The organism is Streptomyces cylindrosporus (assembly GCF_022698165.1).
Classification (GTDB): domain Bacteria; phylum Actinomycetota; class Actinomycetes; order Streptomycetales; family Streptomycetaceae; genus Streptomyces; species Streptomyces cylindrosporus.
In genome coordinates this window covers 386,023-400,367 of sequence record NZ_JALDAY010000011.1, presented here as the reverse complement: position 1 = coordinate 400,367, position 14,345 = coordinate 386,023, and the positions used below count along the sequence as shown (strand labels likewise).

The 14,345-nt window shown below is 70.5% G+C and carries 19 protein-coding genes; 3 read left to right on the top strand and 16 right to left on the bottom strand.

Features of this window, described 5'->3' with window-relative positions; translation table 11 throughout:
• Positions 1-69: 69 nt before the first annotated feature.
• The 3 genes from MQP27_RS51945 (at position 70) to MQP27_RS34825 (ending at position 2,564) form a co-directional block, all read left to right on the top strand.
• Positions 70-597 (top strand): Rv1352/Rv1906c domain-containing protein, encoded by a 528-nt coding sequence (locus MQP27_RS51945; protein WP_504979092.1) that lies wholly within the window; start codon positions 70-72, stop codon positions 595-597.
• Between the two features lie 856 nt (positions 598-1,453).
• Positions 1,454-1,825 carry a hypothetical protein gene (locus tag MQP27_RS34830; RefSeq protein WP_242772662.1) on the top strand — a complete coding sequence of 124 codons (372 nt, stop codon included), beginning with the start codon at positions 1,454-1,456 and terminating at the stop codon, positions 1,823-1,825.
• Between the two features lie 274 nt (positions 1,826-2,099).
• Positions 2,100-2,564: a hypothetical protein gene (locus tag MQP27_RS34825; RefSeq protein ID WP_242772660.1), complete on the top strand. Its 465-nt coding sequence runs from the start codon at positions 2,100-2,102 to the stop codon at positions 2,562-2,564.
• Between the two features lie 245 nt (positions 2,565-2,809).
• Here the strand turns inward: MQP27_RS34825 and MQP27_RS34820 are convergent, their stop codons facing one another.
• The 16 genes from MQP27_RS34820 to MQP27_RS34750 all read right to left on the bottom strand — a co-directional run bounded on the left by MQP27_RS34820 (position 2,810) and on the right by MQP27_RS34750 (position 14,265).
• The gene (locus MQP27_RS34820) at positions 2,810-4,195 is read right to left on the bottom strand and encodes a tyrosine-type recombinase/integrase (protein ID WP_242772657.1); all 1,386 of its coding nucleotides are present in this window, start codon (positions 4,193-4,195) and stop codon (positions 2,810-2,812) included.
• The gene (locus MQP27_RS34815) at positions 4,195-4,365 is read right to left on the bottom strand and encodes a helix-turn-helix transcriptional regulator (protein ID WP_242772792.1); all 171 of its coding nucleotides are present in this window, start codon (positions 4,363-4,365) and stop codon (positions 4,195-4,197) included. The genes MQP27_RS34820 and MQP27_RS34815 overlap by 1 nt, the downstream gene beginning before the upstream one ends.
• Positions 4,366-4,388: 23 nt before the next feature.
• The gene (locus MQP27_RS34810) at positions 4,389-4,580 is read right to left on the bottom strand and encodes a hypothetical protein (protein WP_242772655.1); all 192 of its coding nucleotides are present in this window, start codon (positions 4,578-4,580) and stop codon (positions 4,389-4,391) included.
• A 3-nt stretch (positions 4,581-4,583) separates the two neighbouring features.
• Positions 4,584-6,461, bottom strand: a complete 1,878-nt coding sequence (locus tag MQP27_RS34805; RefSeq protein WP_242772794.1) for an AICE element replication initiation protein — start codon at positions 6,459-6,461, stop codon at positions 4,584-4,586.
• Positions 6,458-7,339: a bifunctional DNA primase/polymerase gene (locus MQP27_RS34800; protein WP_242772653.1), complete on the bottom strand. Its 882-nt coding sequence runs from the start codon at positions 7,337-7,339 to the stop codon at positions 6,458-6,460. Before MQP27_RS34800 ends, MQP27_RS34805 begins: the two co-directional genes overlap by 4 nt.
• Positions 7,340-7,658: 319 nt before the next feature.
• A complete protein-coding gene (gene traB / locus MQP27_RS34795; RefSeq protein ID WP_242772651.1) occupies positions 7,659-9,728 on the bottom strand; it encodes a plasmid transfer protein TraB in 2,070 nt (689 codons plus the stop codon).
• A gap of 48 nt (positions 9,729-9,776) precedes the next feature.
• Positions 9,777-10,370, bottom strand: coding sequence for a plasmid transfer protein TraA (gene traA, locus MQP27_RS34790; protein ID WP_242772649.1), 594 nt, complete (start codon positions 10,368-10,370; stop codon positions 9,777-9,779).
• A complete protein-coding gene (locus tag MQP27_RS34785) occupies positions 10,370-10,888 on the bottom strand; it encodes a hypothetical protein (protein ID WP_242772647.1) in 519 nt (172 codons plus the stop codon). Before MQP27_RS34785 ends, traA begins: the two co-directional genes overlap by 1 nt.
• A gap of 16 nt (positions 10,889-10,904) precedes the next feature.
• Positions 10,905-11,540: a GGDEF domain-containing protein gene (locus MQP27_RS34780; RefSeq protein ID WP_242772645.1), complete on the bottom strand. Its 636-nt coding sequence runs from the start codon at positions 11,538-11,540 to the stop codon at positions 10,905-10,907.
• Positions 11,537-11,932 (bottom strand): RRQRL motif-containing zinc-binding protein, encoded by a 396-nt coding sequence (locus MQP27_RS34775; RefSeq protein WP_242772790.1) that lies wholly within the window; start codon positions 11,930-11,932, stop codon positions 11,537-11,539. The genes MQP27_RS34780 and MQP27_RS34775 overlap by 4 nt, the downstream gene beginning before the upstream one ends.
• The gene (locus tag MQP27_RS34770) at positions 11,932-12,735 is read right to left on the bottom strand and encodes a DUF2637 domain-containing protein (RefSeq protein WP_242772642.1); all 804 of its coding nucleotides are present in this window, start codon (positions 12,733-12,735) and stop codon (positions 11,932-11,934) included. Before MQP27_RS34770 ends, MQP27_RS34775 begins: the two co-directional genes overlap by 1 nt.
• A gap of 5 nt (positions 12,736-12,740) precedes the next feature.
• Entirely contained in the window at positions 12,741-12,983 is a 243-nt protein-coding gene (locus MQP27_RS34765) for a hypothetical protein (protein WP_242772639.1), read from the bottom strand.
• 103 nt (positions 12,984-13,086) lie between these two features.
• Positions 13,087-13,299, bottom strand: a complete 213-nt coding sequence (locus tag MQP27_RS34760) for a hypothetical protein (RefSeq protein ID WP_242772636.1) — start codon at positions 13,297-13,299, stop codon at positions 13,087-13,089.
• Positions 13,299-13,850, bottom strand: a complete 552-nt coding sequence (locus MQP27_RS34755; RefSeq protein WP_242772633.1) for a hypothetical protein — start codon at positions 13,848-13,850, stop codon at positions 13,299-13,301. Before MQP27_RS34755 ends, MQP27_RS34760 begins: the two co-directional genes overlap by 1 nt.
• The gene (locus tag MQP27_RS51125) at positions 13,847-13,972 is read right to left on the bottom strand and encodes a hypothetical protein (RefSeq protein ID WP_278196879.1); all 126 of its coding nucleotides are present in this window, start codon (positions 13,970-13,972) and stop codon (positions 13,847-13,849) included. The genes MQP27_RS34755 and MQP27_RS51125 overlap by 4 nt, the downstream gene beginning before the upstream one ends.
• Positions 13,969-14,265: a hypothetical protein gene (locus MQP27_RS34750; protein WP_242772630.1), complete on the bottom strand. Its 297-nt coding sequence runs from the start codon at positions 14,263-14,265 to the stop codon at positions 13,969-13,971. Before MQP27_RS34750 ends, MQP27_RS51125 begins: the two co-directional genes overlap by 4 nt.
• Between the last annotated feature and the right edge of the window lie 80 nt (positions 14,266-14,345).

Below are 14,345 nucleotides of genomic sequence, written 5' to 3'. Positions count from 1 at the left end.
TCTGCAACCGGTACATCGAAGCTCTGCGGGCGAGATGCGGCCGGCGTTCTGTGGGCGCACGCTGAGGGCATGAACGCCGGTGATCCTTCAGGGCCTCCGGAAGGCCCCCTACGGCGAGAAGCGCGATGGGGCGGCGACTCCTCGGCGCATCGACACGGGCGGCTCAGCACAGGCTTGCTGACGCACGCCGGAGTCGCCGTCTTGGGGTTCACCATTGGAGCTGTTGCTGGCTACGCCGGAGCGGGTGACTCAACAGAGGCTCCGACGCCGAAGGCGACGGTAACGGTGACGTCCACAGGCGTGGAGACCCCCTCGGTCAGTGACTCTGGGGCAATCAAACGTCCCCGTGCCGGGGAGATCCCTGGAGACGGAACATACATGGTCGGCACGGACATCAAGCCGGGCACGTATCGCACCAATGGTCCGCAGGGTGGACTCATCTCGGACTGCTACTGGGCTCGGCTGAGCAGTACCTCCGGTGAGGTCAAGGACATCATCGCCAACGGGACATCGAAGGGGCAGGCAACCGTCACCATCGCCTCCACTGATAAAGCGTTCACGACGACCGGTTGTACTACCTGGACGAGGGTCAGCTGACGGTGCACCGGAAAACGCCCCGTCCCCCCTGACGCCAGGCGTGAGATGGCCCCCTACCTGTTCGGAAGCTCTGAACTGAGGATCTTCAGTCGAAGTCGTGCCTCAGCTGTCGATGGTAGGCGTCGCCTAGCGGGCTGCAGACTGAGGGCTGGGGGCTGGCGCCGTTCTCCGACTTTGGCCGGCCTCGTCTCGTGGGGTGTAAGTGAGTCAGATCGTTAAGGTCAACTAACGGCGTCGGACATCCCTGAGAGACCTTGAGGGCGCAACGACTAGGCAATGTCGGTCCATCAGTGCCACACGAGCCCGCGCAGTTCAGCGACGGCTCGGCCCATCGGCTATGGGGAGAGGTCCTCTGGCGATATGACCGTGGATCGGCTCCACGAAGGTCCCTATGGCTGCTGCAGGCTCCAAGGAAGAGTCAACGGCGTAACCCTTGCGGGTGCGGCTCGTTGTAGTCCTTACGGGTGACGAGCGTGGTTAATCCGCCGTTCTAGCTGCCAAAAGCAGGGACTAAGGGGGGTAACCATGGACGGACTGGGATGGAGCCTATGGGCAGCGAAGTTAGTGCAATCGTCGTACTAGTCGCCGTCAGTACCGCAGTTGCTTCCCTTGTTCTGCTGGGCATGGCGAGTAGGGCAACCGCCAGAAGCGTGAAGGCGACCCGGCGGGCCGAGGAGGCGGCGAATGAGGCAGTTCGGCTTGCCAGATCGAGTGGTCATGCGCCGTGATGCGAGAGCGGGCGAGACTGTAGTGGGTCAATGGAAGCTTGACGGTCATACCGCGTTCGGATGATTGATGGCCGGTGGCGTACCCACGGGGAGTGCGTTCAGTTACGTGAGGCATGACAGTTGTTGCAGTGACGAGCGTGCTGGCTGTGGCCATCAGCCTGTGCACCTTGGTGGTCACTACGGCATTCGCCGTGCGGAACGAGCGACGCGCTCGCAGGGCGGAAGCCGCGCGAGACCGCCTGAAGCTGCTCATTGAACAGGATGACGAATGTGAGCTTCGGAATGTGAGCGACCAGGGGGCAATCGAGGTCTCAGTGATGAGTCGTGGGCTTCCTGGTCGGTCCGGTGACGGTTTGGTGATGGAGCAAGCCGTCCTCGAACCGAATGAAGCGGTTCGATTCTCGCTCCCCGGGGTCACGTACCTGGATCACCCTCCGCAGCTGTGGATGCGGATTTCCGGGGTCGGTCTTCTGGCTGTTCCGTTCGTTGCTGCTGCCTGAAGGCATGCAAGTCGCTTTGATGGTCTAGGTGTGCCATCCCATGAGGTTGGTGCCACGGGGTTTCCAGAAAGTGCAGCGGCCAAATTTGCTGGCGGGAGGCGGCGGGGCACTTGGCCGACGAAGACGTGACAGCACGCGTGCGATCCCCCCAGTCGAGGGCCCTATCCGACACGATTGTCCTGCGCTGTAATGGACTTCTATGGACGCAGGCTTGGCGGCGGTAGTTGGGACAGCGGTGGGGGCGGTCGGCGGACTGGGGGGTGGTTGGCTGTCCGTGATCGGGCAGTCCCGGCAGCAACAGCAGCAGCAACTGAGCGAGCTCGAACGCTGGCGGTATGGCATACGCCAAGCCGCCTACAACGCGTGCATCGCGAGTACGAAGCAATTGTCTTCAGCATGGCGGGCCGCGGCACACCAGTTCCGGGATCAGGCGAGCACCCCGGCGGAATGCCAAGTCTGCTTCGATGCAACTCTCACTGCTTGGGCTCAGTTCAGCAGCGCAGTCGCCTCTGTGGCGGTCGCCGGACCGCAGGAAGCGGTTGACGCGGTAGACCAGTTGCGCGAGGCGATGCGCGAGTGGGACTGGATTGGAACGAGCTGGTTTCAGGAGATAAAGAGGTCCGGCCTGGGATGCTACGAAGAGTTCGACGCCCCGTTCACGGCAGCGATCGTTGCCAAGCAAGTACCTGAACGGGCCTTCCAGGAAACAGCCCGAAGGGCGCTGGGCACCGATCGGTAGTGGGCCAGTTAGGGATTGAGCGGCACGCGAGGAGCTTAGGGAGCATCGGGTCCCGGCGCTAGAATTCACGGCTGTGGCACCAACCTCATGAGACGGCACATCTAGCGCACTGTGGGTTGGCAGGATCTCAACCCGAGTCGAGAATGCGGGGCGCCGTCCTTCTCATGAGAACGGCGCCCCGGCCAGGCTCTGTGCTGGTGTTCGGCGGCGGTGATCGATGAGCACGGTTGGCAGGCTGACACGATTCACAGTTCGTGCGGCTCGGCCCATTCTTTGAGTGCTGCATCGATGCGCTGGTTCGCTCTGTCCTGTGACTGAGCGAGGACCTTGGCGTACACGCGGAAGAGGACGGGGAGGCTGTGGCCGGCGCGGCGGGCTACTTCGGCAGGGTCGACGCCGGAACTGAGCCAGAACGAGATGCCCGCGTGGCGCAGATCGTATGGGCGCCGGGCGAGGGCGGTTGCGACTTCTTCGGGCGTCAGGGCGGTTGCGCGGGCCTTTGCCCAGACCTCGCCGTAGCCGCTCTCTTGAACGAGGCCGTTGCGGTTTGTGCGGAAGAGGCGGCCGTCTGGGGCTGTGCCGAATTGCTCGATGTGGGAGCGGAGTAGGCGGACGAAGGCCGGCGGGATGGGGACTGGGCGCGAGTCCTCGGGGGCTCGCCACTTCAGGCTTCGCTGTTCGTGGGCGCTGCCGTCGTCCGTCCAGCTTTGGCCGGCCCGTACCATGCCGCCTCGGAGGGTCAGGGTTCCCCATCCCTTGTCGGGTAGGCAGCACTGTGACTTCTGCAAGTGGATGACCTCGGCTGGGCGCATGCCAGCGTAATAGAGGCAGCTGAAGAAGGCTTCGAGGCGTTCGCCTCGGTCGCCCTGGTCGCGTACGGCGGTGAGTAGGCGGCGGACTTGGCGCGGGTTGGCGACGGTTTCCGGATTGACTTCCTCAGCTGTGCGGGGGGCGGTCCACTGCACCGACTGGAGGGGATTCACTGCGGTCGTGAAGTACTTGGCTTCCGCGGCCATCCCCAGCGCGTCGCTCAGGCAGGCCCGTTTGCGTAGTGCCGTTCGCGCTGCCGCAGGTTTCCCGTCCAGCTTCTTGCCCAGGGCGTCCAGTGCCTTGCGGAGGATCTGAGGGTCTTCGAGGTCGACGATGGAGACTGAGTTGCGTTCCAGCCAGTCGAGTGCCTTGTGCCAGTCCGGCTGTGGTGCTTGGTCCCATGCCGACTTGTTGTAGGCCCAGCTGTAGAGGGCGCGTCGGAGTACGCGCGAGTCGGGGCGGCCGGCCTCCGACTTCACGAGGGCCGGGGTGATGGTGGCCAGGGCGTCGGCGAAGTTGCGGCGGGACTTCGCGGGCGCTCCCTCCCAGCGTTTCTCGATGAAGTCTCGGGTGTGTTGGTACCAGGTGATGCTCTGCAGCTGCGCCCGGAGTTCGGAGGCAGGGAGGCCTGTTTCCTCGTCGAAGGGTTCGCCACGACGGGCCGCTTGCATCAGCTCGGAGCGTCGGCTTTCGGCGAGGCCCTTGGTGGTGAAGGACTCCGACTTCTCGCGGGAGTTGACCTGCCAGCGGACCTCGTAGGGCTTTCTACGGCCGGTGCGCTGCCGGATTGCCCAGAAGTGGACCTTGTAGCTGGAGCCCATCAGGCGTTGTTCTCCTCGCAGTTCTGCAGCCAGGCGTCGAAGTCGGCACGGCGGAAGCGGAGTTGTCCGTTGGGGAGCTTCAGGCACTTGGGGGCCTTGCCGCGGGCGCGCATGCGGTAGAAGGCGGCGCGGGACATGTCCAGTTCGTCCAGGACGTCGGTGAGCTTCATGTGGGGTTCGCGGCGCAAGGTGATCAGGCCCCCTTGGTTATCTCGGAGTTGGTGTAGTTGGCGGTGGGCGGCGTGACGGTGAGGTAGAGGCGGACCAGGCGGCTTGGTGGGCGGTCCGGGTAGAGGCGGCTTGTGTCGAGGACGTCCAGGACGTGGGCGAGGTGGTCGGCGGTGGCCGTCACTTCGGCTTCGGTGCCGTGGAGGCGGATGCGCATGGGTCAGCTCCTGGTGGTGGGTGTGGGGTGGCAGCCGGGGTGGGTGGATTCGCCGGCGGCTGCGAGGGAGGGGTCCATGGGGTCGCCGCAGCCCTGGCAGGTGGGCGTGGGAGCAGAGAAGAGGTGCAAATCAGCGCCCGGAGCGCCCGGAGCACCCGGAGATGGGTGTTCGGGCTGGTCAGGGGTGGTGTGGTGACCGGGTGCTGGGAGTGGGGCAGCGCCCGGTGCAGTGCCCGCAGTACCCGGGGGCGTGGGTTCGCGGGTGCTGTGGGTGCTCGTGCGGGTGCTGGGGTTTGTGTTAGCGCCCGGAGATTGGTGCTGGTCAGGGGTGGGTTCGGGTGCTGCGGGCGCTCCGGGTGCTGGAATGCGGTGCTTCTCTGATGCTGTGAGGCGGTAGAGGCGGGAGCGGTTGCCGTCGGGCTGGCGTTTGGAGTCGTCGACGTCGATGCCGATGGTGCGTAGCGCGGGGGCGAGGCGCTTGAGTTGGCCGGCGGCGCGGGTGGGGTCCTTGGGCCACTTCTTCGGCAGCTTTTCCGGGGCGGTGACGCTCTCCAGGAGCTGGGCGGCGGTGACGGTCAGGCCGTCGGGGCCGGAGGCGCGGACGAGGTCGACGACGGCCTGGGCGAAGGGCTCGCCGTCCAGGACGTCGGCTACGGCGTCGGCGGCGGTGGCTTTGTAGGAGGCCTGGGTGTGCCAGCCGGTGACGTGGTCGACGGCGGCCAGGACGCGCGCGAAGTCGGCCATGCGCGGGCGCTCGGTCAGCTCCACGGTGGGGAGGGCTTTGAGGACTTGGGCGAGCAGGTCGAAGAGGGAGGCGAGGATGGCCGGGTGGGCGTCGGCGTAGGCGCGGTCCAGTTCGGCTTCCTCGCGCCGCCTGTGGTCCGGGATGAGCTGCAGCTCGATGGTGAGGAGGCGTTCGGCGAGGTCGCCGGCGAGGGCTCCGGCGTCGATGGTCGTCATCGCCAGGACGCGGCGGAATTCGAGGACGACCACGTCGTCGTCGGTGAACAGGGCGCGGTCGACGACGCCGTCGCCGGTGACCGCGCGGCACAGGGCGTCCGAGAGCCAGTCGGGGATGATCGAGATGTTGTCGAGGCAGATGGCCCAGGAGTTGAAGGCCTGTACCGACCAGGACTTCAGGTCGCGCGGCGCGGTGCGCTTGGGAGCTCCCGACGGGTCGATGATGCCGATGACCATGGCGGCGCCCTTGGACTTGCCGGTGCCCTGCTCGCCGCGGAAGGCGAGGATCGGGTGCGGCAGGTTCGGGATGAACGCGGCCAGCAGGAAGGCGACCAGGAGGTGGAAGCCTTCCTCGGTCGTGTTGAGCAGGTCGCGCAGTTTGGCCAGGCCGTCGCCGTCCCTGATCGGGACGGGGAGGGGCTTCATGGCGCCGGAGCGGCGGAAGACGATCGGGGAGTCGGGGAGTATCTGCCAGCCGTCCGGGGTGACGTGCACGCAGCGGCCGTCGCTGGTGCCCAGGTCGATCAGGATGCTGTCGTCCTCGCGGCGGGCGACGCGCAGGTGCGGGGTGCGCGGGTCGGCGTTCGCGGCGAGGCCTTCGAGGACGGTCATGGCGTCGGCGAGGGCCGACTGGGAGGGCACTGTGCCGCCGTTGACGTCGGTGTAGATGCGGGCGAGTTGGGAGCGAAGGCCGGCCTTGCCGCGCAGGGGGAGGGCGAGGTTGGGGCCGTCGACTTTGACGCCGTAGGGGCGGCCGTCGTCGGACATGAACAGGTCGTAGCGTTCGCGGGCCAGGGCCACGAGCTGGGTGGCCTGGGAGGGGCCCTTCTTGTCCGGGTCGACGCCGTTGGCCGTGAGGATCTCCTTGGCCATCGCGGCGGAGGGGCTGTGCGGCGTGTGGCCGTTGACGTGCTGGGTCATCGGGCGCCTCGCGCGGAGATGCGGCGGGCGGCGGAGGTGACCGTGGCACGGGCCTCCGGCTCTGGCAGGCCGATGCGTACGGCGGCCTCGATGAGTGCCGCGGCGAGCGCGGGTGCGTCGGTGGTCTCGTGGGCGCGGCAGGCGGCCCAGTAGAGGCGGTCGTTGCGCTGGCCGTCGGGGGCGTCGAGGACGAACTGCACCAGGGCGACGGCTTGGCGTCCGGCGATCGGCAGCGCCGGCATCGAGCGGTGCGACGCTACGGCGGGTGGGGCGAGCAGCTGCAGCAGGGCGTCCGGTACGGCGGCGAGCGCCTGGTGCTCGGTTCCGGGCGCGAGGGTGTAGGTGCCGCGGTTGGTGGTCGAGCCGGGGCCGACCAGGTAGCCGCCGGTGCCGCGGACGTCGATGCCGGGGGCCAGGCGGCCGACCGAGTTGGGGACCGTGCGATCGGCGGGGCCGCGCAGCCACAGGTGCCGGCCGCCGCTGGGGGTGGCCACGGTGATCGAGGCCGGGACGGCGAAGCCGCGGTCGACGGCCAGGGCCTCGAAGTTGGCGATGCCGTCGACGTCGTTCTTCACGTCCAGGTCGATGCCGATCAGGTGGTGTGGGGTGCGGCCGCAGGCGATCCCGTAGCCGGTGGCCCAGGGGGCGGCGGCGAAGAGGGCGCGTACGGCGGTGGGGTCGGTGGTGGCGTCGTGGATGCCGTGGCCGATCTGCCCGCACTCGCCGTGGCAGCGGATGCGGCGGGGCTCGGCGCGGTGCGGGGAGCGGACCGCGGGGAGCTTGGTGCGGCTGAGGGGGATCACCGCCAGTCCGCGGTCGGCGGCGCGCAGGGCGTGGGCCAACGCGGCGGCGTGGGCGGGGTGGTGCGGTTCGTTCACGGACTGGCCCTTCAGGTGTGCCCGGTTCAGAGCGTCTCGGGTCGGTCTTGATCAGTGGCGGTCGTGTCTTGGAACGTCAGCCGCCGAAATTTGTGACACCTCGCCGCGGGGAGGGGCCCGGGCCGCCACGCGCGCGCCCGCGTAGGGCGATCCAGAAAGTCCAGAAACCCGGGGCGAGCGAGGTTCGGGACGGCGGGTGTCAGGGGTGTCAGGGCGGTGGTGTCAGACGCGTCTGACGGGGGTCGCGCGCGTGTGTGACCTGGGCGTTTGGAGGCCGGCGGCGACAGCGGTGTCAGACGCGTCTGACGCGTCAGAGCCGTCAGGCGGCCTCGTCCTCGTCGTCGCGGACGATGCGGTAGACGCCGGTCTCGTCGGTCTCGGCGAGGCGGCCGGCCATGACGAACTGGGCGACTTGGCCGGAGACCCAGGAGCGGGAGCGGCCGTGGCGGTCGCAGTGCTCCATGAAGTCGTGGGGGCTGAGGATGGTGCGGCCCTCGGCTTCGAACTCGTCCAGGAGGTCTTCCATGGCCTGGCGGGCCTGCTTGGGGGTGAGCTGGATCTTCGGCTGGGCGGGCGGCCGTTCGGCGAACTGCACCACGGTGGTGGGGCGCGGGAGCTCCTGCTCGGGGTCGATGGCGTCCAGGTCCTCGTCGTCGTAGTCGTCGTCCGGGTTGCTGTAGCCGTCGTACGCGGTGAAGGCCGGCGCCTGGTCGTCGTCCTGGGCGAGGCCGCGCGCGGGGTGGTCGGGCATGGTGGGGTCCTCCTGGGCGGGCTGGGGGTCGGTGGTGCCGGGCAGCGGGTGGCGGGTGCGCTGGGCGTAGTGGCGGCCTGCGGCCTTGGCCGCGGTCTGGGCGGTGACGGGATCGGCGGCCGGGCGGATGTCGGCGAACGCGACGACGACCCATTCGAGGTATTCGCGGCCGGTGAGGTAGTCGCGCAGCGGGGTGGCCCAGAAGGTCTCGGGGATGCCGTTGGCGACCAGGTAGCTGTAACCGGGCTTCTTGTCCTTCCAGACCTGGGGCTTGGCGCCGGCGTCGAGGACGTCGTCGTCGAGGGCGAAGCCGGCGTCGGTGTCGTTGCGGACGCCGTGGCACCAGGACGAGCCGAGGGAGGCGCGGGTGTCGGTGGACATCTGGTTGTGGGAGGCGCGCTGCATGGAGACGACCAGGGAGACACCGGCCGAACGGGCTTCCTGGGCGATGCCGGTGAAGGCGTCCTCGTCGGTCTCGCGGATGGTCTTGGCGGCTTCCTCGAACCAGGCGAGCAGGTAGGGCATGCCGGGGGAGCCGTCGGCCTGGGCGCGGGCGCAGGCCGGTTCCCACTGCTTGTAGCCGTACTTGGCCAGCCACGCCGTACGGGCCGGGATGACCGCGTGCAGGGCCTTGACCATGGCCTTGGTGGAGGGCATGTCGAGGGCGGCCCAGTCGAAGGCGGGCAGCAGCGGGCCGAGGGTCTGGTCGGCCTTGGCCGGGTCGGACGCCCAGACGATGACGTCGTGGCGGGTGAGGACCTCGGCGAGCGCGGTCAGGCCGCCCTCGGACTTGCCGGAGCCGGTCATCCCCATCACGAGCAGGTGCATGGCGTTGCGGGCCGCCTGCGGGTCGCCGGGGAAGTACATGGTGGCTTCGGTGCCGTCCTCGTAGATCCCGACGTGGACCGGGGCGGCGATCGAGCCGCCGGGGTGCGAGGGGCCGGGGCACGGAACGGTGTTCTTGAGCAGATCGTGCGGGACGATCGTGATCTGGCCGCGGGAGGCCGACTCGGGGTCGGCCAGGTGGCGCACGGCGTTGGGCGGCACGTCCAGGGCGGAGGCGAGCTTGGGCAGGGCCTTGGAGACGTCGTCGTTGGTGAGCTCGCCGCGCGGCAGCTGGTAGCCGATGGTCGCCTTGTTCGGGGCGGCTTCGGCCCTGGTGGTCAGCGTCTTGGCCAGGCCGACCTTTTCCCAGATGCCGCCGTCGGCGCCGGTGGCGTCGTTGCGGCGCAGGATCTGGCGGATGTTCCAGGACAGGGCCAGGGACGGGGCACCGATGAAGTACAGGCCGGCCATCGGGCCCACGTTCGGCCCGGCGATGGCGGCCGCAGTGAACCATCCCGTGCCCGCGGCGACCGTGATCGCGGAGTGCAGGCGGCGCTGGGCGGTGGTGGACTTGCCCGCGAACCAGGTCGCGCCGGTGAGCGCGACCGAGGCGAGGGTGAGTCCGGCGGTGGCGGCGGCGTTGTCGGACCAGTACCAGTGGGCGGGCCAGGAGACCAGGCCGGCCCCGGCGCCGACCAGCCACGGCGGCAGGTGCGGCTTGAGGCGGTGCAGCAGGTACTCGACGACACCGCCGCCGCCCTGGGCGGCGCGCAACTGCTCTTCGAGAAGCTGCTCGGGGGTGAGCTGGGACACGGCCTGGTCCTCCTGGTCGTACGCGAATCAGAGGTGCGGGTTGCGGGGTCAGAGGGTGAAGTCGAAGCGGCGGCGGCCGGCGGCGCGGCGGGCGTTGTAGGGGGCCAGCTCTGGCTCGAACTCGCGCTGGAAGGCGGCGTAGGTGGCGACCGCGTTCTTGGCGGCGTCGCGGACGTCGTCGGCGGTCTTCTTGAGCTTCTTGCTGACCCTGCGGGCCCGGGAGCGGGAGCCCATCCGGCCGCGGCCCTGTGGGTCGGGGACCTGGGCGAGGGCGGCCTGCAGGACCTCGGCGGCGCCGGCGAGTTCGAAGGACAGCTGCAGGAAGACGCTGCGGGCCTGGTCGCAGTAGTTGCGCACGTCGGTGCTGTTGAAGAACTGCGGGTCGGCGAGCGGGCTGTGGCCGGGCCGGTTGCCGCCGCCCGCGCCGCGGGAGAAGAACCCGCCGCCGGGACCGGCGTTGGCCTGGCCGTTGGCGTCCGGGTTGCCGCCGACGTGGACGTGGTAGTGCCGGTCGCCACCACCGCGGCGCGCGCCGCCGTCACCGCGGCCGCCGCCGTTGGAGGCCTGTTTGCCGGTGGCGTTGCGGAAGTTGGCGAAGTCGTCACGCCAGGTGTTGCCGTTGCCGTTCGGGGGTGTGGTCATCAGCGGATCTCCTCAACGGGGGCGGAGGCGGCGGCGCGGCGGGTGCGCAGCCACAGCGCCTGGGCGGTGATGGCGAGGGCCAGCCAGATCAGGCCGAGGGGGCCGGCCAGCGGGCCGAAGAACACGGCGAGCGCGGCCCAGGCGATGGCGAGGGTGGCGAGCGCGGCCAGGGCCTTGCGCCAGTGGTGGATCGAGCGGTCGTCGGCGGGGCGGCGCCAGGTGAGCCAGACCAGCCAGCCGTACGGGGCGAACGTGGCGGTGGCGAGGAGGAATGCGGTCCACCAGAACAGGCCGTGCAGCACCGCGGTGGTGAGCAAGGCGGCGACGGCTATGCCGGTCGGGGCCCAGCTGCGGCGGGTCTCCCACAGCCAGGTGCCGAGCGCGCGGGCGGCGCGCTGGGCGAGGGTGGGGCGTTCGGGGACGACCAGGATGATCGGCTGGGCGTCGCGGCGGCGGGTGCGCGGCACGTGCACCGTGCGCGGGATGCCGTAGGGCACCTTGCGGGATCGATTCGGCATGACGGGACCGGGCCTTTCAGCGGGAGGACAAAGAGGTGTGGGTGCCGCGGCGGCCGGCGCGGCGGCCCGCCGTGGTGGTGTGGGTGGACTGCGGCTCGGCGTAACGCCAGCGCCTGCCCAGGGACTTGGCCGCGTACATGGCCTCGTCCGCGGCCCGCAGGCGGGCGTCGAGCGGCAGGCCGGGCCGATCGTCGGGGCGGCACACGCCGACCGAGACGCGCGGGGAGAGCCGGAGGTGGCCGTCGATGTCTACGCAGCGCTGCAGGCGGTCCGCCAAGACGTCGAGGGCGTGGGTGGCGAGGTCGTCCAGGTGGGCGACGGCGGCGAACTCGTCGCCTCCGAGACGGCCCGCGAAGCCGCCGTACTCGCTGCTCCACTCCTGCAGGCGGCCGCCGATGGCGGCGAGCAGGGCGTCGCCGGCGGCGTGCCCGTGGGTGTCGTTGACGTGCTTGAAGTGGTCGACGTCCAGCAGCAGCACGCTGGCGCGGCCGCGGGCGACGGTGCGCAGGGCGCGGGCGGTGAACGGGTCGCGGGTGGGCAGGCCGGTGAGCGGGTCGGTGCGGGCGATGCGCAGGCGGCGCGCCATCCACAGGCTGTGGGCGGCCCAGCCCGCGAGGGGCAGGGCGGCGGTCAGGGTGATCGGGTCGGTCACGGGGTCAACTCCGGGGCGGAGGCAGGGGTGTTGGGGTGGGCGCACAGCAGGCACATGCCGAGTGAGCGGGGGATGCAGTAGCTGTAGGTCAGGTGGCAGACCGGGCAGGTGCGGCGGGCGAGCATCGCCAGCGCGAGGGCGCCCCACTTGCGCGAGGTCATCGGCCGTACGGGCTTGGCGGAAGCGACGCGGTAGAGGTAGGCGACGCGCGGGTGGCCGTGGCGGGTGTAGACGAGGACTTGGGCGGCCACGTGCTGTCCGCCGGGGCGCAGGCCCTTCGCGCGCAGCTGGCGGCGGGTGGCGAGGCCGTCGGGGGCCATGCGCCAGGGGTAGGTCGGGATCCCGTACCGGATGCCGGTGGGGTCGAAGCACTTGGCGTACGCGGTGCCCATCACGCCTCGCCTCCGGTGAGCGCCAACTCGCCTTCCTCGGCGGGCGTGTCGACTACGTCCGGGGCGGGCGCGGGGGTGTTGAGGGCGGCGTCGCGGATGCGTCCGGCGCGGCGGGTGCCGATGCCGTACGTCTTGATCAGCCAGGTGGCTGACGGCTCCTGCCCGGTGGCGGCGCGCTCGCGGGCTGCCGCGATCAGCTCCTCGTCGGACTTGCCCGGGGGCAGGGCCTGCCGCTTGGTCGTGCCCACGGCCGGGCGGCGGGGCTGCCGTCGCTTCGGCTCGGCAGGGGGCGCCGGGGGATTCGGCGGCGGGGGTGCCGTGGGGGCGGGCGGCAGGGTCTGCTGTACGGGCGTAGTGGCAGGGGTGTCGGCAGGGGGCTGGGTGCGCAGGTGCGCCATGTGCACGAGCAGGCCCAGCACGACGGGCGGGATGGCGGAGACCGCGACGATCAGCGGCCAGGACATGGCGATCACGTGGGAGGCGATGGCGTGGTCGACGGCGTTGCCGGCCACCGACAGGACGATCGCGCCGATGGCGTTGGCCTTGGCCCAGGCGCGGGCCTTGGCGTTGCGGGTGGAGTGGCCCAGCCAGACCCGTACGGCGGTCATGGCGTAGGCGTCGGTGGTCAGCGGCAGCAGCCAGGACAGCCACGGCCACCAGCCGGTACGCACGGCCAGGTCCTGCAGGGCGGCGTACGACGATGCGGCGGCCGCGAGGCCGACGGCGCCCATTCCGGCGTACAACAGCCAGTCGCGGCGCGGCACTTCGGGCGCGGCGGGGTCGGCAAGAGCTTCGGTGGTCATCGCGCTCACCCCAGGGAGCCGGAGAGGCCGGAGGCGATGGCGATGACGGTCTGGGACACGGCGCCCTTGACGCCGTCGGCGAAGTCGCCGGTCAGGTACAGGCCGATCAGGACGCCCAGGACCAGCGTCGACCAGCGGTGCTCGGTGAGGTGGCAGAGCATCCCGGCGACCAGGAGCAGCAGGAGCAGGACCGAGATGGTCACCGCGGGGGCTGCGGCCGGGGCGGCGAGCAGGATGGGGGCGGACACGAGAGAGCTCCTTCAACAGGGCTGTCGAGGCAGGGGAGTTGGTGGGGCTGGGGGCCCGCCCGGCGCGGGATGCGGGCTCGACCGCGCCGGGCGGTACGGGCGGCTATCGGCCGGTGCGGCGCTCGTAGGTGGCGATCGTCAGGTCGATCAGGCCGGGGTCGGTGCAGTAGCCGGCGTAGGTGCCGTTCGCGTGCCAGACGTGCCAGCGACAGCCCAGGACGCCCGGGGTGCCGACGCAGACGGCGAGGTAGGCGCGGCGGCGGATGACCGGCACTTCCGGGAAGGTGACGCTGGTCGGCAGCGGCGAGGCGTCCATCACGCGGCCCCTTGCTGCCCGGGGAGCAGTTCGTCGAGCCGGGCCGCGGCCGGCGGCAGATCGCTGGGCGTGCACAGGCCGAAGCAGACGTCGCGGTGCGCGTCCAGGTGTTCCAACTCGCGCGCCAGGACGTAGTCATCACCGACCGGCACCTCGCGGAAGTCGCCGCAGACGCACGGCGCGATCAGCGTCCAGCGATGCTCCGGGTAACCGTCCGGCCCGGGCGTGGAGGTGTGATGCAGCCAGACACCTTCGTCCAGGTAGGTCACCGCGCACGGCGCGATCGCCCACTGGTCCTCGAAGCCGTCGACGTAGAGCGCGGGGTAGCCGACCCACGCCTCGCTCTCGACTACCTGGGCGAGCGTGTCGGGGAAAGCCGCGTAGGTCTCGTCGTCGGCGACGCGTGCAGCCGTCCGGCGCTGGGCGTCGATGCGCTCGCGCTTCTCGCGCTCCCACTCCAGCTCGACGGCCCTGCGGGAGTCGACGGCCAGCCGCAGCAGACGGCGCAGCCGGGAATCGGCAGCGGTGGTGGCAGTGGTGGGCTCGGTCATCGCACGGTCCTCCGGGCGTACCTGGGGTGGCAGACGTGGGCGCGGGCGGCGCGGCGGCCGGCGAGCTGGCTGCGGTAGGCGGGGTGCCAGCCGCAGGCGCGGCAACGGGTCCGGGAGCTCATGCGATCCGCCTCCCGGACAGCGCCGGCGCCTGGCCGTCCACGGCGGCCAGCGCGGCCTCGGTCAGCTGCGGGGCGTACTCCGGCGCGGCACCCAGCCGGTCGAGGGTGTCGATCAAGACGGCCAGCGGCAGCGGCGCGCCGTCGTAGAACGCGCTCACGGCGGTGCGGGCGGCGGCCAGGAGCTCGTCGTGGTCGCGCCACAGCGCGGCCAGCTGGCGCCGCAACTGCACGTTGGCGGCGGTCACCGAGGCGAGCGTGGGCCGCGGGCGGCGCGGAAGCGTAGGGGTGGACATGAGGTGGGAAACCTCCGTGAATCGGGTGGCTGTCGGGCGCGTTCAGGCAGCACCGGGCCAGGCCGGACGCACCGGACAGC

What these genes read in the sequence shown, in the direction of transcription:
- MQP27_RS51945 (WP_504979092.1), top strand. Translation starts at nt 70, where the DNA reads ATGAACGCCGGTGATCCTTCAGGGCCTCCGGAAGGCCCCCTACGGCGA.
- MQP27_RS34820 (WP_242772657.1), bottom strand. Translation starts at nt 4,195, where the DNA reads ATGGGCTCCAGCTACAAGGTCCACTTCTGGGCAATCCGGCAGCGCACC.
- MQP27_RS34815 (WP_242772792.1), bottom strand. Translation starts at nt 4,365, where the DNA reads ATGAAGCTCACCGACGTCCTGGACGAACTGGACATGTCCCGCGCCGCC.
- MQP27_RS34810 (WP_242772655.1), bottom strand. Translation starts at nt 4,580, where the DNA reads ATGCGCATCCGCCTCCACGGCACCGAAGCCGAAGTGACGGCCACCGCC.
- MQP27_RS34805 (WP_242772794.1), bottom strand. Translation starts at nt 6,461, where the DNA reads ATGACCCAGCACGTCAACGGCCACACGCCGCACAGCCCCTCCGCCGCG.
- traA (WP_242772649.1), bottom strand. Translation starts at nt 10,370, where the DNA reads ATGACCACACCCCCGAACGGCAACGGCAACACCTGGCGTGACGACTTC.
- MQP27_RS34785 (WP_242772647.1), bottom strand. Translation starts at nt 10,888, where the DNA reads ATGCCGAATCGATCCCGCAAGGTGCCCTACGGCATCCCGCGCACGGTG.
- MQP27_RS34775 (WP_242772790.1), bottom strand. Translation starts at nt 11,932, where the DNA reads ATGGGCACCGCGTACGCCAAGTGCTTCGACCCCACCGGCATCCGGTAC.
- MQP27_RS34770 (WP_242772642.1), bottom strand. Translation starts at nt 12,735, where the DNA reads ATGACCACCGAAGCTCTTGCCGACCCCGCCGCGCCCGAAGTGCCGCGC.
- MQP27_RS34760 (WP_242772636.1), bottom strand. Translation starts at nt 13,299, where the DNA reads ATGGACGCCTCGCCGCTGCCGACCAGCGTCACCTTCCCGGAAGTGCCG.
- MQP27_RS34755 (WP_242772633.1), bottom strand. Translation starts at nt 13,850, where the DNA reads ATGACCGAGCCCACCACTGCCACCACCGCTGCCGATTCCCGGCTGCGC.
- MQP27_RS51125 (WP_278196879.1), bottom strand. Translation starts at nt 13,972, where the DNA reads ATGAGCTCCCGGACCCGTTGCCGCGCCTGCGGCTGGCACCCCGCCTAC.
- MQP27_RS34750 (WP_242772630.1), bottom strand. Translation starts at nt 14,265, where the DNA reads ATGTCCACCCCTACGCTTCCGCGCCGCCCGCGGCCCACGCTCGCCTCG.